Raw genomic sequence first — 23,107 nt, 5'->3', positions numbered from 1 at the left:
GCTATGGAAAAACCAGATTGTATCCGCCACTGGCGCGAGCTGGAAGGCACAGACGATTCCCATTATCCCGACAGCAACGAACTCTTTGCTATAGGCGCGCCCCTTGCCCGCAGTCTTGGCCTTTCCCGGCTTGGCATTCATCACGAACGCCTGCTGCCCGGTAGAAGAACGTCCTATCCCCACGCCGAAAGCAGCGAAGAAGAGTTTGTCTACGTGCTGGAAGGGCATCCACAAGCATGGATCAACGGTAATCTCTATCAGCTGGAACCGGGAGACAGCGTGGGCTTCCCGGCAGGGACGGGAATGTGTCATACCTTTATAAACAATACCGAGCATGAAGCCCGTTTGCTGGTTGTTGGCGAAGCTAACAAGGAGGATAACCGCATTTATTATCCTATGAACTCCAGCTATGCCGCCACGCGCAAAGATCGCTGGATAGACCATCCCCCACAGTTTTTTGGCCCCCACGATGGCCAGCCTTCACGAAAGCCGCGGAGTAAACTATAAATAAACCTGCATGGAAAGGATGAAACAACAACCCGTATGGATAGAAACGGGAGTTCGATGGGCGAAACAGCCCCTTTTTAAGCTCGTTATTCGCAGCAATAGTTCGCCCCTGTTAAGTCTTAACTGGCGGGGGTTAGTTATTACCTATGATAAACAGACGGACGAGCGGTAAATGAAAAAAATTAAAACCCTGGTGGCGATTAGCGCCGCCTCTTTGATGGTGGCAAATTCGGCCCATGCGGCTGGGACATGGGCGGAAGCACGTAGTGATGCGATGGGCGGAACAGGGGTCGCTTCCGGTAGTTACGGCAGCGGCGCGCTGATTAACCCGGCTTTGCTGGCGAAGGCGCAGCAGGAAGACAGGGTGACGGTAATATTACCCTCCGTCAGCGCGCAGATTACCGATAAGGATAATCTTCAGGACCAGATCGATGACATCAGCGATAAGGTGGATAATTACGAAGATGTCATTGACGATCTTACCCTGCAGGATATTCTTCTCAATCCTGAGGGGACCCTGAACCAGTTCCAGGGCGCTGCGGGTGATTTGGCGGGCGAGCTTGAAAACCTGCGCGGAAAAACGGCTCGCGCTAAAGCGGCCGCTGGCATCGCGGTAAGCATTCCAAACGACGTGCTGTCTCTGGCGTTTGTTGCCAAAGCCTACGCACATGCACGCGTCAGCTCATCAATCGACCAGAGGGATATTGATTATCTGCGCGGCATTGAGGGTTCCGACGCCGTTGCGGGAGCGGTGGCTATTGATGCGGCTGTAAATGGCTCCGATGTGATTACGCGCAACCTTAACTCCACCGCATCAGGCCGTGCGGCTATCGTCTCCGATTATGGTATTGCGATGGCAAAACAGTTTGATTTGGGCGGCGTGCCGGTTTCCGTTGGCGTCACGCCAAAGTTGCAAAAAACCTGGCTGTATAACTACACCACCTCGATTTATGCCTACGACAGCAGCGACTGGAACAGCAGCCGTTATCGCAACGATGATACCGGCTTTAACATCGATGCAGGCGTGGCGGCAGATTTCGGCGAGCACTGGACGGTAGGGTTAAGCGGTCAGAACCTGGTGTCGCGTGATATCGACACGAAAGATATCCGTATCACCAACGGTCGTACCGGCGAAACGCGCAGCTATAAAGATACTTACCAGATAAGCCCGCTGGTTACTGCGGGCGCGGCCTGGCATAACGATCTTGTCACGTTGAGCGCTGACGGCGACCTGACGGAAACCAGGGGCTTTAAAAGCGAAGAAAACTCACAGTACGTTGGCGTGGGCGCCGAGGTTCGTCCGCTTTCCTGGCTTGCCGTTCGCGCCGGTTACCGTGCCGATGTAAAAGGCAACGACAGCAATGTCTTTACGGGCGGCGTGGGCTTTGCGCCGTTTAACCGCGTTCACGTTGATTTAATGGGCCTGTACGGCGAAGACGAGACCTGGGGAGCGGGCGCGCAGCTTAGCGTCACCTTCTGATAAAGGCGGGCCGGGACGAGCAGGTGTCCCGGCGCTGCTTTGTGCTATAGTGGCGGCCCTTTTTTAACCCTAACCTGCGTAAACCTTCAGTGACTATGTCCCCACAAAGCAATTCGACTCCTTTCCAGCCGTACCGTTTCTCCATCGCGCCAATGCTCGACTGGACCGACAGACACTGCCGCTATTTTCTGCGCCAGCTTTCGCGTAATACCCTGCTGTACACCGAGATGGTGACTACCGGGGCGATTATCCACGGTAAAGGAGACTATCTGGCTTACGGTGAGGAAGAACATCCTGTTGCGTTACAGCTGGGCGGCAGCGATCCGCAGGCGCTGGCGCAGTGCGCGAAACTGGCTGAAGCTCGCGGTTATGATGAAATAAACCTGAACGTGGGCTGCCCGTCTGACCGCGTGCAGAACGGCATGTTCGGCGCATGCCTGATGGCCGACGCGCAGCGTGTGGCAGATTGCATCAAGGCGATGCGCGACGTGGTTGCTATTCCGGTGACGGTGAAAACCCGCATCGGTATCGACGAGCAGGATAGCTACGAATTCCTGTGCGACTTTATTGGCACAGTGGCCGGAAAGGGCGAGTGCGAGATGTTTATCATCCACGCCCGCAAAGCCTGGCTTTCCGGCCTCAGCCCGAAAGAAAACCGCGAAATTCCACCGCTGGACTATCCGCGCGTTTACCAGCTTAAGCGTGATTTCCCGCATCTCGTCATGGCGATTAACGGCGGCGTGAAGACGCTTGCAGAGGCCAAAATCCACCTTGAACACCTGGACGGCGTAATGGTCGGGCGTGAGGCTTACCAGAATCCGGGTCTGTTAACAGCGGTCGATCGCGAAATTTTCGGCAGTGACTTGCCGGAAGTGGATACGGTAGCAGCGGTGCGCGCCATGTATCCATACATCGAACGCGAACTGGCAAACGGCGCTTATCTGGGCCACATCACGCGTCATATGCTCGGCCTGTTCCAGGGCGTTCCCGGAGCGCGCCAGTGGCGTCGTTATCTGAGTGAAAATGCGCATAAAGCAGGGGCAGGGATTGCGGTTGTGGAACATGCGTTATCGCTGGTCGCGAACAGGCGATAACTTTGTAACACAATAACCGTACGGGTTGCTAAGGTATTGCGGAGCTGATCACAACCTCGCATCTTTATGATTAACTTTTCCGGGGCTGCCGTATCTATTGTTTTGTAAATCTGACACTATTGCCGGGTTGCAATAAAAGAATTCATCGTCGCTGCACCCTACAAAACAGCGCGAACAAAAAAAGAATGGGCTTCCCTGGGGAGGCCCAAATTCTTTTATGGAATCAACAGGCTGGAACCCTGCGTCGAACGGCTTTCCAGCGTTTCATGCGCGCGAGCCGCCTCTTTGAGGGCAAATTTCTGCTCCTGCGCCACGTCCACTTTTATTACGCCGCTGGCAATCAGCGAGAACAGTTCGTTGCAGGCTTCTTCCAGCTCTTCGCGGTTAGTAATGTAACCATTCAGTGACGGACGCGTAACATACAGAGAACCTTTCTGGTTAAGAATGCCGAGGTTTACCCCGGTGACCGGGCCGGATGAATTGCCGAAACTCACCATTAACCCCTGGCGTTGCAGACAATCTAGCGAGGATTCCCAGGTATCTTTCCCCACCGAGTCATAAACCACCGCGACTTTCTTGCCGCCGGTAATCTCCTTCACGCGCTCGGCAATATTTTCTTCCCGGTAGTTAACGATCTGCCAGGCTCCGGCCTGTTTTGCGCGCTCTGCTTTTTCAGCAGATCCTACGGTGCCGATAAGCTTTGCACCTAGCGCCTTCGCCCACTGGCAGGCAATCAGCCCCACGCCGCCCGCGGCAGCATGGAACAAAAAGACGTCGTTTGGTTTCACTTCGTAGGTTTTGCGTAGCAGATAGTAAACCGTCAGCCCTTTCAGGAAAGAAGCGGCAGCCTGCTCGAAGGAGATGGCATCGGGAAGCTTAGCCGCTTTATCAGCCGGTACGTTGTGTACGCTGCTGTATGCCCCCAGGCCTGACTGGGCATAGACCACCCGATCGCCTGGTTTTAAATGCGCGACATTGCTACCGACCTTGCTCACAACGCCTGCCGCTTCCGTACCAAGCCCGCTTGGCAGCATTGGCGGCGGATACAATCCGCTGCGTATATAAGTGTCAATATAGTTGATACCAATAGCTTTATTCTCAACCTGGACTTCGTCGGCCGTCGGATCGTGCGGCGTAAATTCAACCGCTTTGAGCACGTCCGGGCCGCCGTGCTGGCTAAACTCTATACGCGTTGCCATAGTTTCTCCTTTGTCGCGATCGCGACACGCTTTCGGGTATACTGCTCGTTGTCACTCCCAAACAGGTAACTCCCTCACTATGGCAGGAAATAAACCCTTCAACAAACCGAACGAAACCCGTGACCGTCAGATGGAAGGGCTGAAAATGCCGCCACATTCTCTGGAAGCGGAGCAGTCGGTATTGGGCGGTTTAATGCTGGACAACGAACGCTGGGACAACGTCTCCGAGCGCGTTGTCGCCAACGATTTTTTCAGTCGTCCGCATCGCATGATCTTCACCGAAATGCAGCGCCTGCTGGAAATGAGCAAGCCTATCGACCTGATCACGCTATCTGAATCTCTTGAACTGCAGGGGAATCTGGAAAGCGTAGGCGGCTTCGCCTATCTGGCCGAGTTATCTAAAAATACGCCAAGCGCGGCGAACATCAGCGCCTATGCGGACATCGTCCGTGAACGCGCCGTTGTGCGCGAAATGATCGCCGTAGCAAACGAAATTGCCGATGCCGGTTACGATCCGCAGGGCCGCACCAGCGAAGATTTGCTCGATCTCGCCGAGTCGCGCGTTTTCCAGATTGCCGAAAACCGCGCCAATAAAGACGAAGGCCCGAAAAGCATCGACCAGATCCTCGAGGCGACGGTGTCGCGCATCGAATCGCTTTACCAGACGCCGCACGACGGCGTGACGGGCGTGGATACCGGCTATCAGGATCTGAACAAGAAAACCGCCGGGCTGCAGAAATCGGACCTGATTATCGTGGCCGCGCGTCCGTCGATGGGGAAAACCACCTTCGCCATGAACCTGTGTGAAAACGCTGCCATGCTGCAGGAAAAACCGGTGCTGATCTTCAGCCTGGAGATGCCCGGCGAGCAGATCATGATGCGTATGCTGGCGTCGCTCTCCCGCGTGGATCAGACCAAAATCCGTACCGGCCAGCTGGACGACGAGGACTGGGCGCGTATTTCCAGCACCATGGGCATCCTGCTTGAGAAGCGTAATATGTATATTGATGACTCCTCGGGCCTGACGCCAACCGAAGTGCGCTCCCGTGCGCGCCGCATCTATCGCGAAGCGGGCGGTCTGAGCATGATCATGATCGACTATCTCCAGCTGATGCGCGTGCCGTCGCTTTCCGACAACCGTACGCTGGAAATCGCCGAGATTTCACGCTCGCTCAAGGCGCTGGCAAAAGAGCTGCAGGTGCCGGTGGTGGCGCTCTCGCAGCTTAACCGCTCCCTGGAACAGCGTGCGGATAAACGCCCGGTTAACTCGGACCTGCGTGAATCAGGCTCCATCGAGCAGGATGCCGACTTAATCATGTTTATCTACCGCGATGAAGTTTATAACGACAACAGCGACGAGAAAGGCATCGCGCAGATCATCATCGGCAAGCAGCGTAACGGCCCAATCGGCACGGTGCGCTTAACCTTTAACGGGCAGTGGTCGCGCTTCGACAACTATGCAGGCCCGCAGTACGACGAAGACTAAAATCCTCGTCATCCCGGCGGGCGGCGCATAGGTTTATCCGCCCTACATTTTCCGTAGGGTGAATAAGCCTATGCGCCATCCACCGCTCTGGTAAACATTGAGCAAGGAAGAAACATGCAAGCGGCAACCGTCGTCATTAACCGCCGCGCTCTGCGACACAACCTGCAACGCCTGCGTGAACTGGCTCCCGCCAGCCGCCTGGTGGCGATTGTGAAAGCAAACGCCTATGGTCACGGTCTAATTGAGACCGCGCAAACTCTCCCCGATGCCGATGCGTTCGGCGTTGCCCGTCTTGAAGAGGCCGTGCGGCTGCGTACTGGCGGCATCACCCAGCCGATCCTGCTGCTTGAAGGCTTCTTTAACGCCGGCGACCTCTCGACCATCGCCGGGCAGAACCTGCAAACCGCGGTCCACAGCATCGAGCAGCTTGAAGCGCTGGAGCAGGCCGATTTAAGCCATCCGATTACCGTGTGGATGAAGCTCGATACCGGCATGCACCGTCTGGGCGTGCTGCCTCATGAGGCGGAAGCTTTTTACCAGCGCCTCACGCGCTGCAAAAACGTCAGCCAGCCGGTCAATATCGTCAGCCATTTCGCACGGGCCGATGAGCCGGGATCCGATGCCACGCCGCGCCAGCTCGATATCTTCAGCACCTTTATCGCGGGCAAACCGGGGCAGAAATCTATCGCCGCCTCCGGCGGGATGTTGCTCTGGCCTCAGTCTCATTTTGACTGGGTGCGCCCGGGCATAATTCTTTACGGCGTTTCTCCCCTCGAACAAAAGCCGTGGGGCGCGGATTTCGGCATGCGGCCGGTCATGTCGCTAACCTCAAGCCTGATTGCGGTGCGCAACCACAAAGCAGGCGAGCCGGTGGGTTACGGCGGCACATGGGTTGCCGAACGCGATACCCGTCTGGGCGTTATCGCCATGGGCTATGGCGATGGCTATCCGCGCAGCGCGCCGTCGGGGACGCCGGTGTTGGTCAACGGCCGCGAAGTGCCGATTGTGGGACGCGTGGCGATGGACATGATTTGTGTCGATCTCGGCCCGGAGGCCAAAGAAAAAGTCGGCGATAGCGTGGTGATGTGGGGCGAAGGTTTGCCCGTCGAGCGCATTGCGGAAGTGACAAAGGTGAGCGCTTACGAACTTATCACGCGCCTGACTTCAAGGGTGGCGATGGAATATCTGGACTAAGTCCTCTGACTTTGTACCTTTGTAGATTGAGCAATCGTCCCGACATAACCTGGTGGATGGCGCTAACGCTTATCCACCCTACAAATTCCCAGGACAAACCCCTCGATCTCTTTACTGCTTCCGGTTTACATTGGTTGTCCGCCACACTGTAAACCAGGAGAACCCCACCGTGTTTCAAAAAGTTGACGCCTATGCTGGCGACCCGATCCTCTCCTTAATGGAGCGTTTTAAAGTTGACCCGCGCGTCGATAAGGTTAACCTCAGCATTGGCCTCTATTACAACGAAGATGGGGCAATCCCACAGCTACAGGCCGTGGCGGAAGCCGAAGCCCGACTCAATGCGCAGCCGCACGGCGCTTCTCTTTATTTACCGATGGAAGGTCTGAATAGCTACCGCAGCGCAATCGCGCCTTTGCTGTTCGGTGCTGAACATCCGGCATTACTGGCAGGGCGCATCGCTTCTATCCAGACGCTGGGCGGCTCCGGCGCGCTGAAAGTGGGCGCTGATTTCCTGAAAACGTATTTCCCTGATTCGCAGGTTTGGGTCAGCGATCCTACCTGGGAAAACCACGTCGCCATCTTTGCCGGCGCAGGTTTCACCGTGAATACCTATCCGTGGTTTGACGATGAAACCAACGGGGTGCGTTTCGAAGCCCTGCTTGAGAAGCTCAACACCTTACCTGCGCAAAGCGTCGTGCTGCTGCATCCGTGCTGCCACAACCCAACCGGCTCAGACCTGACGGATGCTCAATGGGATGCCGTTATTGAAATTCTCAACGCGCGCGAGCTGATTCCGTTCCTCGACATCGCCTACCAGGGCTTTGGCGCGGGAATGGAAGAAGATGCCTATGCAATCCGCGCTATTGCGCAGGCGGGCCTGCCGGCGCTGGTCAGCAACTCATTCTCGAAGATTTTCTCCCTGTACGGCGAACGTGTCGGCGGGCTGTCCGTGGTTTGTGAAGATGCGGATGAGGCAAGCCGTGTGCTTGGACAGCTGAAAGCCACCGTGCGCCGCAACTACTCCAGCCCGCCGAATTTTGGTGCGCAGGTGGTGGCCGCCGTCCTGAATGACGAGCAGCTAAAAGCCAGCTGGCTGGCGGAAGTCGAAACGATGCGTCGTCGCATCCTCGATATGCGTCAGGCGCTGGTTTCCGTACTCAAGACCGAGATGCCGGGACGTAACTTTGACTATCTGCTGCAGCAGCGCGGCATGTTCAGCTATACCGGCCTGAGCGCAGAGCAGGTTGACCGTCTGCGTGATGAGTTTGGCGTGTACCTGATAGCCAGCGGCCGCATGTGCGTTGCCGGTCTGAACAGTAACAACGTGCAGCGCGTTGCGAAAGCGTTTGCCGCTGTCATGTAAGCGCTTACTAACTTAGTTCTCCTTTGCAGGGTGGTGAAGCGCTGCGCCATCCGCCCTGCAACAGCCGCTTTTCGTTTTGTGATCGTCGCCTTTTTCCAGAGCAAACGCTGAAATAAACCTTTAACTCTCATTGCCTTGTCGGTATGGTCAGGTAGATTTTTGACCGGTTGCTCTGTTTTATAAAAATAAAAAGCGATGAAAATGAAAGGGAAAACGATGCGTAAAATCACACTGGCCTTAAGTGCCGTCTGCTTGTTGCTGGGGCTAAATCACTCCGTCGTTGCGAAAGAGTCAGTCCCGGCGCCGCTCAACCCAGGCGTCACCGTCGCGCAGCTTGCGCAGCAGGCGCCCATACACTGGGTTTCCGTGGCTCAGATTGAAAATAGCCTGCTTGGCCGGCCGCCGATCGCCGTTGGTTTTGATATCGATGACACGGTGCTTTTCTCAAGCCCCGGCTTTTATCGCGGGCAAAAAGAGTTCTCTCCCGGTAAACAGGATTACCTGAAAAATCCGGCCTTCTGGGAAAAGATGAACAACGGCTGGGATGAATTCAGCATGCCGAAAGAGGTGGCGAAGTCGCTCATCGCCATGCACTTAAAGCGCGGCGACAGCGTCTATTTTGTCACCGGACGCAGCCGGACGAAAACCGAAACCGTCACCACAACGCTGCAGAATGACTTCCTGATACCACAGGCGTTTGTTAACCCTGTAATTTTTGCCGGGGATAAAGAAGGGCAAAATACCAAAACGCAGTGGCTGAAAGACAAACAAATTAAAATCTTCTACGGCGACTCGGATAACGATATTACCGCCGCTCAGGAAGTTGGCGCTCGCGGAATTCGCATATTGCGCGCTTCAAACTCCAGCTATCAGCCTTTGCCAAAAGCAGGGATATATGGCGAAGAAGTGGTTGTTAATTCAGAATATTAATTTCTGAGAAGACAGAAAAACGGCGACACGCGCGGGCCTGTCGCCTTTTTTTTCATCAAAATTCATCCGCCGGGTTTTACCTTTCGCCAGGTTGCTTGCACACTTAGGTGAGCGCAAATTTATCCGGAGCAACGTATGTGGTTTCAACAGACTCTCACTTTAAAAGCCAAATCTCGTGGGTTTCATCTCATTACGGATGAACTCCTTGGGCAATTGTTCCGGCTTTCTGAGGTGCAAACCGGACTGCTGCATCTTCTGCTCCAGCATACTTCCGCCTCCCTGACCCTGAATGAAAACTGTGACCCGACCGTGCGTCAGGACATGGAAAGGCACTTTCTGAAAACCGTGCCGGACAATGCCGACTATGAACATGATTATGAAGGCCCGGACGACATGCCTTCACATATCAAGTCATCATTGCTGGGCGTGTCATTACTGCTGCCCGTCCATCGCGGACAGGTACAGCTTGGCACCTGGCAGGGTATCTGGCTGGGAGAGCATCGTATTCACGGCGGTTCCCGCAAAATTATTGCGACGCTACAAGGGGAATAAAAATGACCAATTCGGAGCTATTGCAATACTGTATGAATAAACCGGGCGCCGAACAGAGCGTTCATAGCGACTGGAAGGCCACGCAAATTAAAGTGGCGGATGTGCTTTACGCCATGGTGCATGACGTAGAGGCGCGTCCGGCGGTGTCGTTAAAAGCGAGTCCGGAACTTGCGGATTTGCTGCGGGAAAGCCATAAAGACGTTTTCCCCAGCGCGCATTTGAATAAGGCGCACTGGAGCACGGTTTATCTGGATGGAACGCTGCCGGATTCGCAGATTTATTATCTGGTGGACGCGTCGTATCAGCAGGCGCTATCGCTGCTGCCCGAACAGACCAGGCAGCAGCTTTCAGACTGATTACTTCAGCAACGGCTTGAGGAAGCGTGCAGTATGAGACGCTTCGCAGGTAGCAACCGTTTCCGGCGTGCCGGAGACGAGAATTTCACCGCCGCCGCTGCCGCCTTCCGGACCGAGATCGACAATCCAGTCCGCGGTTTTTACCACGTCCAGATTATGTTCGATAACCACAATGGTATTACCCTGATCCCTGAGCTGATGCAGCACCTCAAGCAGCTGCTGAATATCCGCGAAGTGCAAACCGGTTGTCGGCTCGTCGAGAATATAAAGCGTTTGCCCGGTGCCGCGCTTGGAAAGCTCGCGCGCCAGCTTCACACGCTGCGCTTCACCGCCGGACAGCGTTGTCGCTGACTGGCCCAGGCGGATGTAAGACAGGCCGACGTCGATTAACGTTTGCAGCTTACGCGCCAGCGCCGGTACGGCATCAAAGAACGCGCGCGCGTCTTCAATAGTCATATCCAGCACTTCATGGATGCTCTTGCCTTTGTACTTAATTTCCAGCGTTTCGCGGTTATAGCGCTTGCCTCTGCACTGGTCGCACGGCACGTAGATATCCGGCAGGAAGTGCATTTCCACTTTGATCACGCCATCGCCCTGACAGGCCTCACAGCGCCCGCCACGCACGTTAAAGCTGAAGCGGCCCGGCGTATAGCCGCGGGCTCGGGACTCCGGCACGCCGGCGAACAGCTCGCGTACCGGCGTAAACACGCCGGTATAGGTCGCCGGGTTGGAGCGCGGGGTACGGCCAATCGGGCTCTGGTCAATATCAATAACCTTATCGAAGTGCTCCAGGCCGTGCACATCGCGATAGGCTGCCGGTTCCGCAATGGTGGCGCCGTTGAGCTGGCGCTGGGCGATCGGGAACAGCGTATCGTTAATCAGCGTCGATTTACCCGAGCCGGAAACGCCGGTGATACAGGTGAACAGGCCTACCGGCAGCGTCAGCGTAACGTCTTTGAGGTTGTTGCCTCTCGCCCCCACCAGCTTCAGCACTTTTTCCGGATCGGCGGGCACGCGGTTTTTGGGGACGGCAATTTCACGTTTGCCGCTCAGGTACTGGCCGGTCAGGGATTCCGGCACGGCCATAATGTCCTGCATGGTGCCTTCGGCAACGACCTGGCCGCCGTGTACGCCGGCGCCCGGGCCGATATCGATGATATGGTCGGCGGCGCGAATGGCGTCTTCGTCGTGCTCGACCACAATCACGGTATTGCCGAGATTGCGCAGGTGGATCAGCGTTTCGAGCAGGCGTTCGTTATCGCGCTGGTGCAGGCCGATGGACGGTTCATCCAGCACGTACATCACGCCGACCAGCCCGGCCCCGATCTGGCTTGCCAGACGGATACGCTGGGCCTCACCGCCGGAGAGCGTTTCCGCTGAGCGGGAGAGCGAAAGGTAATTCAGGCCTACGTTGACGAGGAATTTCAGGCGGTCGCCGATCTCTTTAAGCACTTTTTCCGCGATCTGCGCACGCTGACCGCTGAGCTTCATGTTGTGGAAGAATTCCATCGCATGGCCGATGCTCATATCGGAAATCGTCGGCAGCGGGGTATCCTCGACAAACACATGGCGAGCTTCGCGACGCAGACGAGTGCCTTCACAGCTGGCGCACGGACGGTTGCTGATGAACTTCGCCAGCTCTTCGCGGACCGCAGAGGATTCTGTCTCTTTATAGCGGCGTTCCATATTGTGCAGCACGCCTTCGAACGGATGGCGGCGCACGGAGGTATCGCCGCGGTCGTTCATGTATTTAAATTCGACGGTCTCCTTGCCGGAGCCGTTCAGCACGACGTTTTTCACCGAAGCGCTCAGTTCATCCCAGGGGGTTTCCACGTCGAATTTATAGTGCTCGGCGAGGGAGCGCAGCATGGTGAAGTAGTAGAAATTACGGCGATCCCAGCCGCGGATTGCGCCGCCGGCAAGCGACAGCTCGCCATTTTGCACCACGCGATCCGGGTCGAAATACTGCTGTACGCCCAGGCCGTCGCAGGTTGGGCATGCGCCAGCCGGGTTGTTGAACGAGAACAGGCGCGGTTCTAATTCGCGCATGCTGTAGCCGCAAATCGGGCAGGCGAAGTTGGCGGAGAACAGCAGCTCTTCGGCTTTTTCGTCGTCCATATCGGCCACCACAGCGGAACCGCCGGATAGCTCAAGGGCGGTTTCAAAAGATTCTGCCAGACGCTGGCCGATATCTTCGCGCACTTTGAAACGGTCGACGACCACTTCAATGGTATGTTTTTTCTGTAGCTCAAGCTTTGGCGGATCGGAAAGATCGCACACCTCGCCGTCGATACGGGCGCGGATATAACCCTGGCTTGCGAGGTTTTCCAGCGTTTTGGCGTGCTCGCCTTTGCGGTCTTTGATGATGGGCGCAAGCAGCATCAGGCGGCGGCCTTCCGGCTGGGCCAGCACGTTATCCACCATCTGGCTGACGGTTTGCGCCGCCAGCGGAACATTATGGTCCGGGCAGCGGGGCTCGCCCACGCGTGCATACAGCAGACGCAGGTAATCGTGGATTTCAGTAATGGTGCCGACGGTAGATCGCGGGTTATGCGACGTGGATTTCTGTTCGATAGAAATCGCAGGCGACAGCCCTTCGATGTGGTCAACATCCGGCTTTTCCATCAATGACAGGAACTGACGCGCATAGGCGGAGAGAGACTCAACGTAACGACGTTGCCCCTCAGCGTATAAGGTGTCGAAAGCCAGTGAGGATTTGCCAGAACCCGAAAGCCCGGTCACGACAATAAGTTTGTCGCGAGGGATAACGAGATTGATATTCTTGAGATTGTGGGTGCGGGCGCCCCGAACTTCGATCTTATCCATTCACCTTTCCCGGATTAAACGCTTTTGCCCGGCCGCATGATGCTACCGGCGATCGTAAACGGCTAATTATGACACAATAAAACCTGAATGGATATCCAGTGTTTTAATGCAATAATGTATAATGCGCCGAGATTCTGGAATAGATCCCGCAGCTATAAACATTGGGGGTGGCATGGTAGAATCGAGGGTTTACACTATTCATAAAACGTTTCAGGAGACACGATCATGGCCAGCAGAGGCGTAAACAAGGTGATTCTCGTCGGGAATCTGGGTCAGGACCCGGAAGTACGCTACATGCCAAATGGTGGCGCTGTTGCCAACATTACCCTGGCCACGTCAGAGTCCTGGCGCGACAAGCAAACCGGCGAAACCAAAGAGAAAACTGAATGGCACCGCGTTGTGCTGTTTGGCAAACTGGCGGAAGTGGCAGGTGAATACCTGCGTAAAGGCTCCCAGGTTTATATCGAAGGCGCACTGCAAACGCGCAAATGGACCGACCAGGCTGGCGTGGAAAAATACACCACCGAAGTCGTGGTGAACGTGGGCGGCACCATGCAGATGCTGGGCGGCCGTGCGGGCGGCGGTGCAGGCGCACCGGCTGGTGGCGGTAACGGCGGGCAGCAGCAGGGTGGCTGGGGTCAACCTCAGCAGCCGCAGGGCGGCAATCAGTTCAGCGGCGGCGCGCAGTCTCGCCCGCAGCAGCAGAGCGCACCGGCGCCGTCTAATAATGAACCACCGATGGATTTTGACGACGATATTCCGTTCTGATCCCGTTCAGAATAAAAACGTCGCTTAAGGCATCAAAAAATCCCCGCTGTTTATTCGGCGGGGTTTTTGTTTATATACCTCTTTGACGCCTTGCCACTCAGGTAATGACCATCGGCCATTCTGGCGGAGCGTGGCTTGAGATTTCGACCATCATCTCTTTAAAGGAGCTCCACATCACGGCGAAGTCGGAAGCCGTCAGGCCTAACAGCCCGGTTGCGAACCACAGCGCGGCGGCGATCCCCAGCCCGCTGCTCACCACCGCCAGAAAAGCGTAGTCAGATTTACGAAACTGAATATTTAACGTGCTGGCAAGAAACATCAGTACCGCGCTAAATAACGGCCAGCGCATCAGCAGCACGCCGGTGGTGATTGTAGTCATGAAACCATTCCTCTTAAGGCAACTTATCAGGCATAACGGCTCGCTACAAAAAACAGGTGCGACAAGCGACGATGCGGAAGCCGCCGGGAAGATAAGTGTTTACAAAAATGTAAAAAAATCTTTGTTGCATAAAGTTTGTGAAGTTTATCACAGTTGTCTTTTTAATCGCCAGATGCGCGGTCCGTTTTTTGCGCATTTCCCCGCCCCTGGGATGGCTCGCAAGAGAGCAGAAGTGCGCGTTGCGTCAGGAGGCGTCACTTTTCAGCCTTGCCGTTGTTAATGTTTATGCGCGCCGCGATTTTACTTAACGAATTATTCTCTGCTATTTAAATTAAGATAATAAACATATCTCCACTGCCATATTAAATATGGCGTCATGAACCGCTGGTTTTTTTTCCAGCTTTTTTTATTTTCATCTATGCTTTGCCGTTAAGAATAAAAAGACTATTGCTAATGTATGATTATTCATGCAACGTAACCGGCGGCTTGCAGGTTTGTTCCAGTTAAACGACAACGGGCGGTAATATCAGGGACATGTGACTACCATGACAGAACGGATTTATCTGCGTATTTTACGTACTTCTGGTTTTATGCTGACGGTATGTTTGCCCATCCTGTTAGCGGTATATTTTGCTCATGTTCGCGCCTCCAGCGAGACGCAGCAGCATCTTCGCTCTTTTGCGCAATTAGTGATCGAAAAGACAGAGATCGTCATTCAGCACGTTGACGCGGCACAGCATGAAGCGCAGCGGTATACGGGCCCGCTCTGTAGCCCTGAACATATGCTGAAATTACTGGATATCGCACGCAGTAAACTGTATGTCGAAGATCTGATCTATGCCCGTGGAAATCAATTTATGTGCTCCACGGTTTATAAACCTTCCGTTCCCTTTTCAGCACCCGTAGCCAGTTACACCCGGCAACCTGATATTTCAATATACTATTACCTGGATACGCCTTTTTATATCGGTCATAAAATGACGTACATGCAGCAGGGCAATATTGTTGTGGTGGTAAACCCTCGCACATATGCCGATGTGATGACAGCTGACCATAGTCTGGCTTATGGCGCATATGATACTGTAACGAAAGCGTTTTTTTCGCTAAGCGAGCAGCTTAATACCAGGCGCCTGCACGATTTTATTACGGAAGACGATAATTATTTTACTGATGAAGATCGGGTTTATACAATCCTGAAATCACAGCGCAGGCCAATTGCTGTTATTGTCTCTACCTCGGAAGAGCGCTTTAATAAAGAGTGGTATCATCAGCTGACGCTTACCGTACCGTTAGGGATTATCTGCAGCATCATTATACTGCTGATGTGGTCTCGCTCCCGTCAGCAGTTGAATTCACCACGACGCATGCTGCTGCGCGCCCTTGAAAAGAACCAGTTAAAATTACATTACCAGCCGATTATTGATATCCAGAGCGGAAGGTGTGTAGGCGCCGAAGCGCTGCTTCGTTGGGTAAACTATAGCGGCCAGTGGATTAGCCCCGGCAGCTTCATTCCGCTCGCTGAAGCCGAAGGTCTGATTCAGAAAATCTCCGATTATGTGATTAACGCGGTCTTTAATGATTTTGGCGGATTTTTGGCAGATCATCCCGATCTTTATATTTCCATTAATTTATCGCCGACCGATTTCCATTGTCCCCGACTCGTGGCAATGCTTGCAGAAAAAATTAAAAAACACGCGGTCAATGCCGATCAAATAAAAGTCGAAGTGACAGAAAGAGGTTTTATTGATGTACCGAAAACCCGCCCGGTTATTCAGGCTTTCCGCCAGGCGGGTTTTGAAATCGCTATTGATGACTTCGGCACCGGTTATGCTAATTTGCACAACCTGCGGTTCCTGAATGTGGATATTCTTAAATTAGATAAATCCTTTATCGATAATCTCACCACCGATCGGGCCTGTTATCTCATCGCTGAACATATTATTGAAATGGCGCGCAGCCTGAACCTTAAGACCGTCGCCGAAGGGGTAGAGACCCGGGAGCAGGTCGCCTGGCTTCAGGCGCGCGGCGTGCAATACTGCCAGGGCTGGTACTTCGCAAAAGCCTTACCGCCGCAGGAGTTTATCGCCTGGCTGTATCGACCAGGCGGCGGTAACGACATCGTATTTGCCGGTTAGCTCAGGCGTGATGGCGGTAGTCGGTCGGCGTGCGGTCAAACTCGCGGCGGAATACCCGGGAAAACGTTTGTTGCGACACGTAGCCGTAATCCATCGCGATATCAAAAATAGGGCGGCGGGTAGCGCGCAGCTCTTTAGCCGCGAGCAACAGCCGACGCTGACGAATGTATTCACCCAGCGTCTGGCGCATTACGGTGCGGAACATTCTTTGCAGATACCATTTTGAATAACCAGACTTTTTCGCCACCACGTCAATATTCAGCGGCTGGTCGATGTGCTCATCAATCCATTCAGTCAACGTATAAATGATGTCCTGGTGTGCCATGGGCTGTCCTTACTCAACGTATTCGATTAGCAGGTTTTGTTGCCGGAGAGTATAATTCCTCAAGTTAACTTGAGGTAAAGAGCATTTTGGAAAAGAAAACACCCCGATTTAAAACCTTACTCTCTCCGGGCGAGGTGGCGAAGCGCAGCGGCGTGGCGGTTTCGGCGCTGCATTTTTACGAAAGTAAGGGCTTAATAAAAAGCGTGCGTAATAGCGGCAACCAGCGGCGCTATACGCGTGACGTGCTGCGAACGGTCGCCATCATCAAGATAGCGCAGCGTATCGGTATTCCTCTGGCAACCATTGGCGATGCGTTTGGCGTGCTGCCGAACGGACAATCCATCAATAAAAACGACTGGAAAAGGCTCTCATCGCTCTGGCGTGAGGAGCTGGACCGGCGCATTCATACGCTGACGGCATTAAGAGATGAGCTGGATGGCTGCATCGGCTGCGGTTGTCTGTCCGGTGCGGATTGCCCGTTGCGTAACCCTGGCGACAGGCTGGGCGAAGAGGGAACCGGCGCCCGCCTGCTGGAAGAGTAAAAAACTAAAGCGCCCGACTTCGGCGCTTTAGTTTGTTCCCGGTCTTTGTCTTTCGCTCTATCCCGCTTTTCGCAAGGAGGGTTTCCCCCGACATCAGCGTCCCTCAATTACAGATTCTCAGGAGGTTCCGGATTGCGCTGACACCTTAAGTGTAGATCCGGTTTTATAGCTTTCAACTAAAACTGTATCTTTTTTGAGCAATTGTTTTTCTCTCAGTCCAGCCTGTGCTATCTATAGTTAACCTGTCTGCAAAAACAAAAGGTTAGCCCATGATTATCGTTCATCACCTGAACAACTCCCGTTCCCAGCGCGTGCTGTGGATGCTTGAAGAGCTTGAGCTGCCCTATCAGATCGTACGCTACCAGCGCGAACCCACCATGCTGGCGCCTGCAGCGCTTAAAAAAGTGCATCCGTTAGGCAAATCCCCCGTGCTGGAAGATAACGGCAATATCATCGCTGAATCTGGCGCAATCCTTGAGTACCTGCAGGAAACTTACGATACCGAAAGCCGTTTAAAGCCGATAGCCGCGCAGGATAAGCTTCAGTACCGTTTCTGGCTGCACTATGCCGAAGGGTCGCTGATGCCGCTGTTGATGATGAAGCTGGTATTTGGCCGGCTGGGCAAAGCGCCGGTGCCCTGGCTGCTGCGACCCGTTGGCAAAGCTTTAGGGCAGGGCGTGCAGAAAGCCTATCTCAGTAAACAGCTGGCCACCCACGCGCGATTTATCGAAGATCATCTTGGCAAAACGCCCTGGTTTGCCGGGCAGGCGTTTAGCGCAGCGGATATTCAGATGAGCTTCCCGCTGATTGCTTTGCTCGCACGCGGCGGTGTTAACGACCTGCCAAATCTCCAGAGGTGGATGAAAAATGCGCAAATGCGCCCGGCCTGGCAAAGAGCGATCCAACAGGGCGGGCCATTCGACATTCCCGGTGGCTAATCCATCCAAAGATCGTATGAGTTAGCAAGTTGCATTACCGGCATTTTGCAGCATTGTTGCGAAATTGCGCATTAACGATAACGTTTGCGCATGGCGCGGTGATTATTTCATCAGCCAGCGTGGTTTTCGGCAAAAAGCGGCAAAGTTTGGTTGAAAAAGCCCTTCAGAAGGCCGGATAATCGTTTGCCTTCATTTTGACGCACAGTTTTTACACGCGGAGTTAAACGTTTGCTTTTTTGCGACGCCCTTTTTTGTCGCAATCTCAGCACAGGGATAAGACGTTTAATCGGCAGCGGGATGTCCACCGGGTGTAATAACGTAATCATAAAAATCTCAGGGGATTTTTCACTATGTCTACTCCTTCACCGCGTGCGACCGGCGGTCTTGACGCCTGGTTCAAAATATCTGCACGTGGCAGTACCGTCCGTCAGGAAGTCGTGGCCGGTTTAACCACCTTCCTTGCGATGGTTTATTCCGTCATCGTTGTGCCCGGCATGCTGGGTAAAGCGGGCTTCCCGCCTGCGGCGGTCTTTGTGGCGACCTGCCTGGTGGCGGGCGTGGGTTCTCTGGTTATGGGCCTGTGGGCGAATCTGCCGCTGGCTATCGGCTGCGCCATCTCGCTGACCGCCTTTACCGCGTTCAGCCTGGTGCTCGGCCAGCACATTAGCGTGCCTGTCGCTTTAGGCGCGGTGTTCCTGATGGGCGTGCTGTTTACCATCATTTCCGCTACCGGCATCCGCAGCTGGATTTTACGCAACCTGCCGATGGGCGTTGCGCACGGCACGGGCATTGGCATCGGCCTGTTCCTGCTGCTGATTGCCGCAAACGGCGTCGGTCTGGTTATTAAAAACCCGCTTGATGGTTTGCCGGTTGCGCTTGGGCATTTCGCCAGCTTCCCGGTCATCATGTCGCTGATTGGTCTTGCGGTCATTATCGGTCTGGAAAAGCTGAAAGTACCGGGCGGTATTCTGCTCACTATCATCGGCATTTCCGTTGTCGGTTTGATCTTCGACCCTTCCGTGCACTTCTCCGGCATTTTCGCCATGCCCTCGCTAAAAGACGATGCGGGTAACTCGCTGATTGGCAGCCTGGATATTATGGGCGCGCTCAACCCAGTCGTTCTGCCAAGCGTGCTGGCGCTGGTAATGACGGCGGTGTTCGACGCCACCGGCACTATTCGCGCGGTTGCCGGTCAGGCAAACCTGCTGGATAAAGACGGGCAAATCATCGACGGCGGCAAAGCGCTGACCACCGACTCACTGAGCAGCGTGTTCTCAGGCTTTGTGGGGGCGGCTCCTGCGGCGGTTTATATTGAATCCGCAGCCGGTACTGCGGCAGGCGGTAAAACAGGCCTGACGGCTATTACCGTTGGCGTGCTGTTCCTGCTGATTCTGTTCCTGGCCCCGTTGTCATATCTGGTTCCCGCGTACGCAACCGCTCCGGCGCTGATGTACGTTGGTCTGCTGATGCTAAGCAACGTGGCGAAAATTGACTTCGCTGATTTCGTCGATGCCATGGCGGGCCTGATCACCGCCGTGTTTATCGTCCTGACCTGCAACATCGTTACCGGCATTATGATCGGCTTTGCCTCGCTGGTGATTGGCCGCATCGTTTCCGGCGAGTGGCGCAGGCTGAACGTCGGCACCGTTGTTATCGCTGTCGCTCTGGTCGTGTTCTATGCGGGCGGCTGGGCAATTTAAGATTTTTCTTCTGCGGGCCGGATCTTGCGCGGCCCGCATCTTATTTTTTTCCAGGTATTTCCTGTTTCATTTCGGTGTAGAAAGTTGTTTTATTATTAGAACAACAGCCTGCAAAAAGGGTTTCACCACACACCGCGACTAAGGAAAGTATGGAAATCTTCTTCACTATTCTCATTATGACTCTCGTGGTCTCCTTATCTGGAGTGGCAACGCGCATGCTGCCTTTCCAGATCCCGCTGCCGTTAATGCAAATCGCCATAGGCGCGCTGCTTGCGTGGCCGCACTTCGGCTTACACGTTGAGTTTGATCCTGAACTATTCCTCGTGCTGTTTATCCCGCCGCTGCTGTTTGCGGACGGCTGGAAGACGCCTACCAATGAATTTTTGAACCACGGCAGGGAAATCATCGGCCTTGCGCTGGTTCTGGTGCTGGTTACCATCGTGGGCATCGGCTTCCTGATTTACTACATGGTGCCGGGGATCCCGCTGGTACCTGCGTTTGCGCTGGCGGCCGTGCTGTCGCCGACCGATGCCGTGGCGCTTTCCGGCATCGTCGGCGAAGGGCGCATTCCGAAGAAAATCATGGGGATTTTGCAGGGCGAGGCGTTAATGAACGACGCGTCCGGTCTGGTATCGCTGAAAATGGCGGTAGCGGTAGCGGTCGGCGCGATGGTCTTTACCGTCGGCGGGGCGACGATTGAATTCCTGAAAGTGGCAATCGGCGGTTTGCTTGCGGGCATCGCGGTGAGCTGGCTGTACGGCAAGTCGCTGCGCCTGATGAGCCGCTGGAGCGGCGATGAGCCCGCGACGCAGACTTTGCTGCTGCTGCTGCTGCCTTTCGCTTCTTATCTGATTGCCGAACATATTGGCGTTTCGGGCATCCTGGCGGCCGTTGCCGCAGGGATGACCATCACCCGCTCTGGCGTGCTGCGCAGCGCGCCGCTGGCCATGCGCCTGCGCGCTAACAGCGTCTGGGCCATGCTGGAGTTTGTCTTCAACGGCATGGTTTTCCTGCTGTTAGGCCTGCAGCTGCCGGGCATTCTGGAAACCTCTATTACCGCCGCGAATGCCGATCCAAACGTAGAACTGTGGATGCTCTTCCTGGATATCGTTTTGATTTATGTCGCCTTAATTGGCGTGCGGTTCCTGTGGCTGTGGTCCATGAAGCGCCTCAGCCTGCGCTTTATGAAAAAGCATCCGCTGGAGTTTGGCTCCTTCACCACGCGTGAACTGGCGGTTGCCGCTTTTGCCGGCGTGCGCGGGGCGATTACCCTTGCTGGCGTGCTGTCGATTCCGCTGTTGCTTGGCGATGGTACGCCGTTCCCGGCGCGTTATGAGCTGATATTCCTCTCCGCCGGTGTGATCCTGTTCTCGCTCTTCGCCGGGGTGATTATGCTGCCCGTCCTGCTGAAAAATGTCGAACTGGCGGATAAATCCGCAGCTCGCAAAGAGGAGCGTCTGGCCCGCTCCGCCACGGCCGAAGTCGCCATTGTCGCGATACAGAAAATGGAAGAGCGCCTGGCGGCAGACACCAAAGAAAATATTGACGATCAGCTGCTTACCGAGGTGAGTTCGCGCGTTATCGGCAACCTGCGCCGCCGGGCGGACGGGCGAAACGACGTGGAAAACAGCGAGCTGGAAGAAAATCTGGAACGCCGCTTCCGTCTTGCCGCGCTACGCTCCGAGCGCGCTGAGCTGTACCACCTGCGCGCCACGCAAAAAATCAGCAACGAGACGCTGCAAAAGCTGCTGCACGATCTTGACCTGCTGGAAGCATTGCTTATCGAGAAGCATTAACCGGCGGCTGACGCTGCGCTTATCCGCCCTGCGAATCGCGCCTGCAGGGTGGGTAAGCGGACCGCTTCATTCACCGCCTTTATTCATCCATCATCGACCAGAACTCTTTGCAGCGTACAACCCAGCTCATCTTCGGGGTTGCGCAACGTTTTGCCGGTCAGGCGGGTAAAACTTCACCCGACGAGATTTTTCAGCCGCGTAACCAGCTCAAACTCTTTAAACCATACGGGCCGCTGCTGCTACATAGAGATATTCCCGGCGATGCCTGTCAGAATCGACATGGCGCCAGCCCGATGGTCGGCGGCCCGTTTCAGCGGATCGTCACCCGGTTCGCCAAACAAATCTGCCAGCATGGCGTTATCTCCTCCGCCGTGTCCGCCTTCTCCCACGGTGAAATCAGCTTTGTACGGTTCGGCAAAAATCGGGAAGACCGTAATATCGCAGCTTTCCAGGCTGCCTTCGTTATCGCGCTGCCCGCCCGCGTTGACGTAGGAGGTTTCCACCAGCTTCATCTCCAGCCGACCACGGCTGCCGTTGAAGACCACGTTTAATCCTTCCCACGGCAGATAGGCATTCAGGGAATAGGTCAGCTGCACCTGGTTTTGATACTTCACCAGTACGGACAGGGTGTCCTCGATGTTAATGCCGTCGCTGAACACGTTGCGATCCCGGAAATAGTTGTCCTCATGCTCCGCGTCGAGATAAAGCGCCTTAAGCTGGGCATTCTCTTCCATATGCAGGGCAAACGGATCGTCTTTCGCCGCAGCATAGCCGTGGGCTCGTGGATAAAAATGCGAGATCCCGCGCTTTTCCGCATTCTCTTTTCCGTAGAAACGCAGGCCGCCTTCGGCGTAGACCCTCTGCGGATAGCTTCCCAGCCAGAAATTCATCAGGTCAAAATGGTGGGTGGACTTATGCACCAGCAGGCCGCCGCTGTTGCGCTTCTCCCTGTGCCAGCGGCGGAAATAGTCCGCGCCGTGTTCGGTATTAAGCAGCCATTCAAAATGGACTGAAAAGACCTCTCCAATGGCGTTATTCATCAGCAGTTCACGGATTTTGCTGTGGTGCGGCGCGTACCGGTAGTTAAAGGCTACGCGTACCTGGCGACCCGTTTGCTCAATAGCGTCGAGAATGCGCAAGGCGCGCGGTTCGTCGATGGTCATCGGCTTTTCGGTAATCACATCGCAGCCCGCGTGGAGCGCCTGCACAATATAATCATCATGCGTGCGATCCATGGTGGTCACAATGATAATATCCGGACGCGTTTCGTGGATCATTGTCCCGAAGCTTTCGGCTTTCCAGGTCGATACCGTCTGCGCTCCGGCCTGGCTCAGTAGCTTATTGGCATAGTTCATGCGTGTCTGATTGGTATCGCAAAAGGCGACCAGGCGCGCATTGTCCTTCCACTTCCCGCTGATTGCTTCGATGTAAAGTCCGGCGCGTCCACCGGTTCCGACCAGGGCATACTTCTTCATCTCATCCTCGCTCATGCATTAATAAAACACCGTTTCATTATTAAGCTAATGTAGCGCCCGGA

At 54.8% G+C, this 23,107-nt stretch carries 22 protein-coding genes; 16 read left to right on the top strand and 6 right to left on the bottom strand.

Annotated elements, in window-relative coordinates:
* The first annotated feature begins 3 nt into the window (after positions 1-3).
* The 3 genes from WLO31_RS19510 (at position 4) to dusA (ending at position 3,081) form a co-directional block, all read left to right on the top strand.
* Positions 4-507, top strand: coding sequence for a cupin domain-containing protein (locus tag WLO31_RS19510; protein ID WP_435928174.1), 504 nt, complete (start codon positions 4-6; stop codon positions 505-507).
* 172 nt (positions 508-679) lie between these two features.
* Positions 680-1,987, top strand: a complete 1,308-nt coding sequence (gene traF, locus WLO31_RS19505; RefSeq protein WP_435928173.1) for a conjugal transfer protein TraF — start codon at positions 680-682, stop codon at positions 1,985-1,987.
* Positions 1,988-2,082: 95 nt separating this feature from the next.
* On the top strand, positions 2,083-3,081 hold the full coding sequence (gene dusA / locus WLO31_RS19500) for a tRNA dihydrouridine(20/20a) synthase DusA (protein WP_435928172.1): 999 nt from the start codon (positions 2,083-2,085) through the stop codon (positions 3,079-3,081).
* Between the two features lie 215 nt (positions 3,082-3,296).
* Here dusA and WLO31_RS19495 read toward each other — a convergent pair whose 3' ends face one another.
* A complete protein-coding gene (locus WLO31_RS19495; protein WP_435928170.1) occupies positions 3,297-4,280 on the bottom strand; it encodes a quinone oxidoreductase in 984 nt (327 codons plus the stop codon).
* Positions 4,281-4,359: 79 nt separating this feature from the next.
* Between WLO31_RS19495 and dnaB the strand changes: the two genes are divergently transcribed.
* From dnaB to WLO31_RS19465, 6 genes are all read left to right on the top strand, one after another.
* Positions 4,360-5,766 (top strand): replicative DNA helicase, encoded by a 1,407-nt coding sequence (gene dnaB / locus WLO31_RS19490; protein WP_167614391.1) that lies wholly within the window; start codon positions 4,360-4,362, stop codon positions 5,764-5,766.
* A gap of 114 nt (positions 5,767-5,880) precedes the next feature.
* The gene (alr, locus tag WLO31_RS19485; RefSeq protein WP_435928169.1) at positions 5,881-6,960 is read left to right on the top strand and encodes an alanine racemase; all 1,080 of its coding nucleotides are present in this window, start codon (positions 5,881-5,883) and stop codon (positions 6,958-6,960) included.
* Positions 6,961-7,129: 169 nt separating this feature from the next.
* Positions 7,130-8,323, top strand: coding sequence for an aromatic amino acid transaminase (gene tyrB / locus WLO31_RS19480; RefSeq protein ID WP_435928168.1), 1,194 nt, complete (start codon positions 7,130-7,132; stop codon positions 8,321-8,323).
* Positions 8,324-8,539: 216 nt separating this feature from the next.
* A complete protein-coding gene (aphA, locus tag WLO31_RS19475) occupies positions 8,540-9,253 on the top strand; it encodes an acid phosphatase AphA (protein WP_435928167.1) in 714 nt (237 codons plus the stop codon).
* A 135-nt stretch (positions 9,254-9,388) separates the two neighbouring features.
* A complete protein-coding gene (locus WLO31_RS19470) occupies positions 9,389-9,805 on the top strand; it encodes a secondary thiamine-phosphate synthase enzyme YjbQ (protein ID WP_435928166.1) in 417 nt (138 codons plus the stop codon).
* Positions 9,806-9,807: 2 nt separating this feature from the next.
* On the top strand, positions 9,808-10,161 hold the full coding sequence (locus WLO31_RS19465) for an MmcQ/YjbR family DNA-binding protein (protein WP_435928165.1): 354 nt from the start codon (positions 9,808-9,810) through the stop codon (positions 10,159-10,161).
* Here WLO31_RS19465 and uvrA read toward each other — a convergent pair whose 3' ends face one another.
* Positions 10,162-12,987, bottom strand: a complete 2,826-nt coding sequence (gene uvrA, locus WLO31_RS19460; protein WP_435928164.1) for an excinuclease ABC subunit UvrA — start codon at positions 12,985-12,987, stop codon at positions 10,162-10,164. It lies immediately after the preceding gene.
* A 225-nt stretch (positions 12,988-13,212) separates the two neighbouring features.
* Here uvrA and ssb1 point away from each other — a divergent pair, with 225 nt between their 5' ends.
* Positions 13,213-13,755 carry a single-stranded DNA-binding protein SSB1 gene (ssb1, locus tag WLO31_RS19455; RefSeq protein ID WP_271123683.1) on the top strand — a complete coding sequence of 181 codons (543 nt, stop codon included), beginning with the start codon at positions 13,213-13,215 and terminating at the stop codon, positions 13,753-13,755.
* A gap of 97 nt (positions 13,756-13,852) precedes the next feature.
* Here the strand turns inward: ssb1 and WLO31_RS19450 are convergent, their stop codons facing one another.
* Positions 13,853-14,134 carry a YjcB family protein gene (locus tag WLO31_RS19450; protein WP_435928163.1) on the bottom strand — a complete coding sequence of 94 codons (282 nt, stop codon included), beginning with the start codon at positions 14,132-14,134 and terminating at the stop codon, positions 13,853-13,855.
* Between WLO31_RS19450 and WLO31_RS19445 the strand changes: the two genes are divergently transcribed.
* Positions 14,133-14,414 carry a hypothetical protein gene (locus WLO31_RS19445; RefSeq protein WP_435928162.1) on the top strand — a complete coding sequence of 94 codons (282 nt, stop codon included), beginning with the start codon at positions 14,133-14,135 and terminating at the stop codon, positions 14,412-14,414. The genes WLO31_RS19450 and WLO31_RS19445 overlap by 2 nt on opposite strands.
* Positions 14,415-14,679: 265 nt before the next feature.
* Positions 14,680-16,269, top strand: a complete 1,590-nt coding sequence (locus WLO31_RS19440; protein WP_435928161.1) for an EAL domain-containing protein — start codon at positions 14,680-14,682, stop codon at positions 16,267-16,269.
* A gap of 1 nt (position 16,270) precedes the next feature.
* On the opposite strand, the gene soxS is transcribed toward WLO31_RS19440, so the two are convergent.
* Positions 16,271-16,594 carry a superoxide response transcriptional regulator SoxS gene (gene soxS / locus WLO31_RS19435; RefSeq protein WP_435928160.1) on the bottom strand — a complete coding sequence of 108 codons (324 nt, stop codon included), beginning with the start codon at positions 16,592-16,594 and terminating at the stop codon, positions 16,271-16,273.
* A gap of 86 nt (positions 16,595-16,680) precedes the next feature.
* Between soxS and soxR the strand changes: the two genes are divergently transcribed.
* On the top strand, positions 16,681-17,136 hold the full coding sequence (soxR, locus tag WLO31_RS19430) for a redox-sensitive transcriptional activator SoxR (protein WP_435928159.1): 456 nt from the start codon (positions 16,681-16,683) through the stop codon (positions 17,134-17,136).
* 269 nt (positions 17,137-17,405) lie between these two features.
* A complete protein-coding gene (locus tag WLO31_RS19425) occupies positions 17,406-18,074 on the top strand; it encodes a glutathione S-transferase family protein (protein ID WP_435928158.1) in 669 nt (222 codons plus the stop codon).
* A gap of 110 nt (positions 18,075-18,184) precedes the next feature.
* Here WLO31_RS19425 and WLO31_RS19420 read toward each other — a convergent pair whose 3' ends face one another.
* Complete coding sequence (locus WLO31_RS19420; protein WP_435928157.1) at positions 18,185-18,400, bottom strand: hypothetical protein; 216 nt, start codon at positions 18,398-18,400, stop codon at positions 18,185-18,187.
* A 24-nt stretch (positions 18,401-18,424) separates the two neighbouring features.
* Between WLO31_RS19420 and WLO31_RS19415 the strand changes: the two genes are divergently transcribed.
* Both WLO31_RS19415 and WLO31_RS19410 read left to right on the top strand, forming a co-directional pair.
* Positions 18,425-19,774 (top strand): NCS2 family permease, encoded by a 1,350-nt coding sequence (locus WLO31_RS19415; RefSeq protein ID WP_435928156.1) that lies wholly within the window; start codon positions 18,425-18,427, stop codon positions 19,772-19,774.
* 149 nt (positions 19,775-19,923) lie between these two features.
* Positions 19,924-21,570, top strand: coding sequence for a Na+/H+ antiporter (locus WLO31_RS19410; RefSeq protein ID WP_435928155.1), 1,647 nt, complete (start codon positions 19,924-19,926; stop codon positions 21,568-21,570).
* A gap of 239 nt (positions 21,571-21,809) precedes the next feature.
* Here WLO31_RS19410 and WLO31_RS19405 read toward each other — a convergent pair whose 3' ends face one another.
* Positions 21,810-23,045 (bottom strand): Gfo/Idh/MocA family protein, encoded by a 1,236-nt coding sequence (locus WLO31_RS19405; RefSeq protein WP_435928154.1) that lies wholly within the window; start codon positions 23,043-23,045, stop codon positions 21,810-21,812.
* Positions 23,046-23,107: the final 62 nt, after the last annotated feature.

Origin of the sequence: Dryocola sharpae, assembly GCF_051307055.1 — a bacterium.
In the GTDB taxonomy this organism is placed as follows: domain Bacteria; phylum Pseudomonadota; class Gammaproteobacteria; order Enterobacterales; family Enterobacteriaceae; genus Dryocola.
Note: the sequence above shows the minus strand (reverse complement) of the source record. Positions and strands in the feature narration are given on the sequence as shown.

Coding starts and splice junctions, on each gene's coding strand:
- WLO31_RS19510 (WP_435928174.1), top strand. CDS start 4: ATGGAAAAACCAGATTGTATCCGCCACTGGCGCGAGCTGGAAGGCACA.
- traF (WP_435928173.1), top strand. CDS start 680: ATGAAAAAAATTAAAACCCTGGTGGCGATTAGCGCCGCCTCTTTGATG.
- dusA (WP_435928172.1), top strand. CDS start 2,083: ATGTCCCCACAAAGCAATTCGACTCCTTTCCAGCCGTACCGTTTCTCC.
- WLO31_RS19495 (WP_435928170.1), bottom strand. CDS start 4,280: ATGGCAACGCGTATAGAGTTTAGCCAGCACGGCGGCCCGGACGTGCTC.
- dnaB (WP_167614391.1), top strand. CDS start 4,360: ATGGCAGGAAATAAACCCTTCAACAAACCGAACGAAACCCGTGACCGT.
- alr (WP_435928169.1), top strand. CDS start 5,881: ATGCAAGCGGCAACCGTCGTCATTAACCGCCGCGCTCTGCGACACAAC.
- aphA (WP_435928167.1), top strand. CDS start 8,540: ATGCGTAAAATCACACTGGCCTTAAGTGCCGTCTGCTTGTTGCTGGGG.
- WLO31_RS19470 (WP_435928166.1), top strand. CDS start 9,389: ATGTGGTTTCAACAGACTCTCACTTTAAAAGCCAAATCTCGTGGGTTT.
- WLO31_RS19465 (WP_435928165.1), top strand. CDS start 9,808: ATGACCAATTCGGAGCTATTGCAATACTGTATGAATAAACCGGGCGCC.
- uvrA (WP_435928164.1), bottom strand. CDS start 12,987: ATGGATAAGATCGAAGTTCGGGGCGCCCGCACCCACAATCTCAAGAAT.
- ssb1 (WP_271123683.1), top strand. CDS start 13,213: ATGGCCAGCAGAGGCGTAAACAAGGTGATTCTCGTCGGGAATCTGGGT.
- WLO31_RS19445 (WP_435928162.1), top strand. CDS start 14,133: ATGAAACCATTCCTCTTAAGGCAACTTATCAGGCATAACGGCTCGCTA.
- WLO31_RS19450 (WP_435928163.1), bottom strand. CDS start 14,134: ATGACTACAATCACCACCGGCGTGCTGCTGATGCGCTGGCCGTTATTT.
- WLO31_RS19440 (WP_435928161.1), top strand. CDS start 14,680: ATGACAGAACGGATTTATCTGCGTATTTTACGTACTTCTGGTTTTATG.
- soxS (WP_435928160.1), bottom strand. CDS start 16,594: ATGGCACACCAGGACATCATTTATACGTTGACTGAATGGATTGATGAG.
- WLO31_RS19425 (WP_435928158.1), top strand. CDS start 17,406: ATGATTATCGTTCATCACCTGAACAACTCCCGTTCCCAGCGCGTGCTG.
- WLO31_RS19420 (WP_435928157.1), bottom strand. CDS start 18,400: ATGATTACGTTATTACACCCGGTGGACATCCCGCTGCCGATTAAACGT.
- WLO31_RS19415 (WP_435928156.1), top strand. CDS start 18,425: ATGTCTACTCCTTCACCGCGTGCGACCGGCGGTCTTGACGCCTGGTTC.
- WLO31_RS19410 (WP_435928155.1), top strand. CDS start 19,924: ATGGAAATCTTCTTCACTATTCTCATTATGACTCTCGTGGTCTCCTTA.
- WLO31_RS19405 (WP_435928154.1), bottom strand. CDS start 23,045: ATGAAGAAGTATGCCCTGGTCGGAACCGGTGGACGCGCCGGACTTTAC.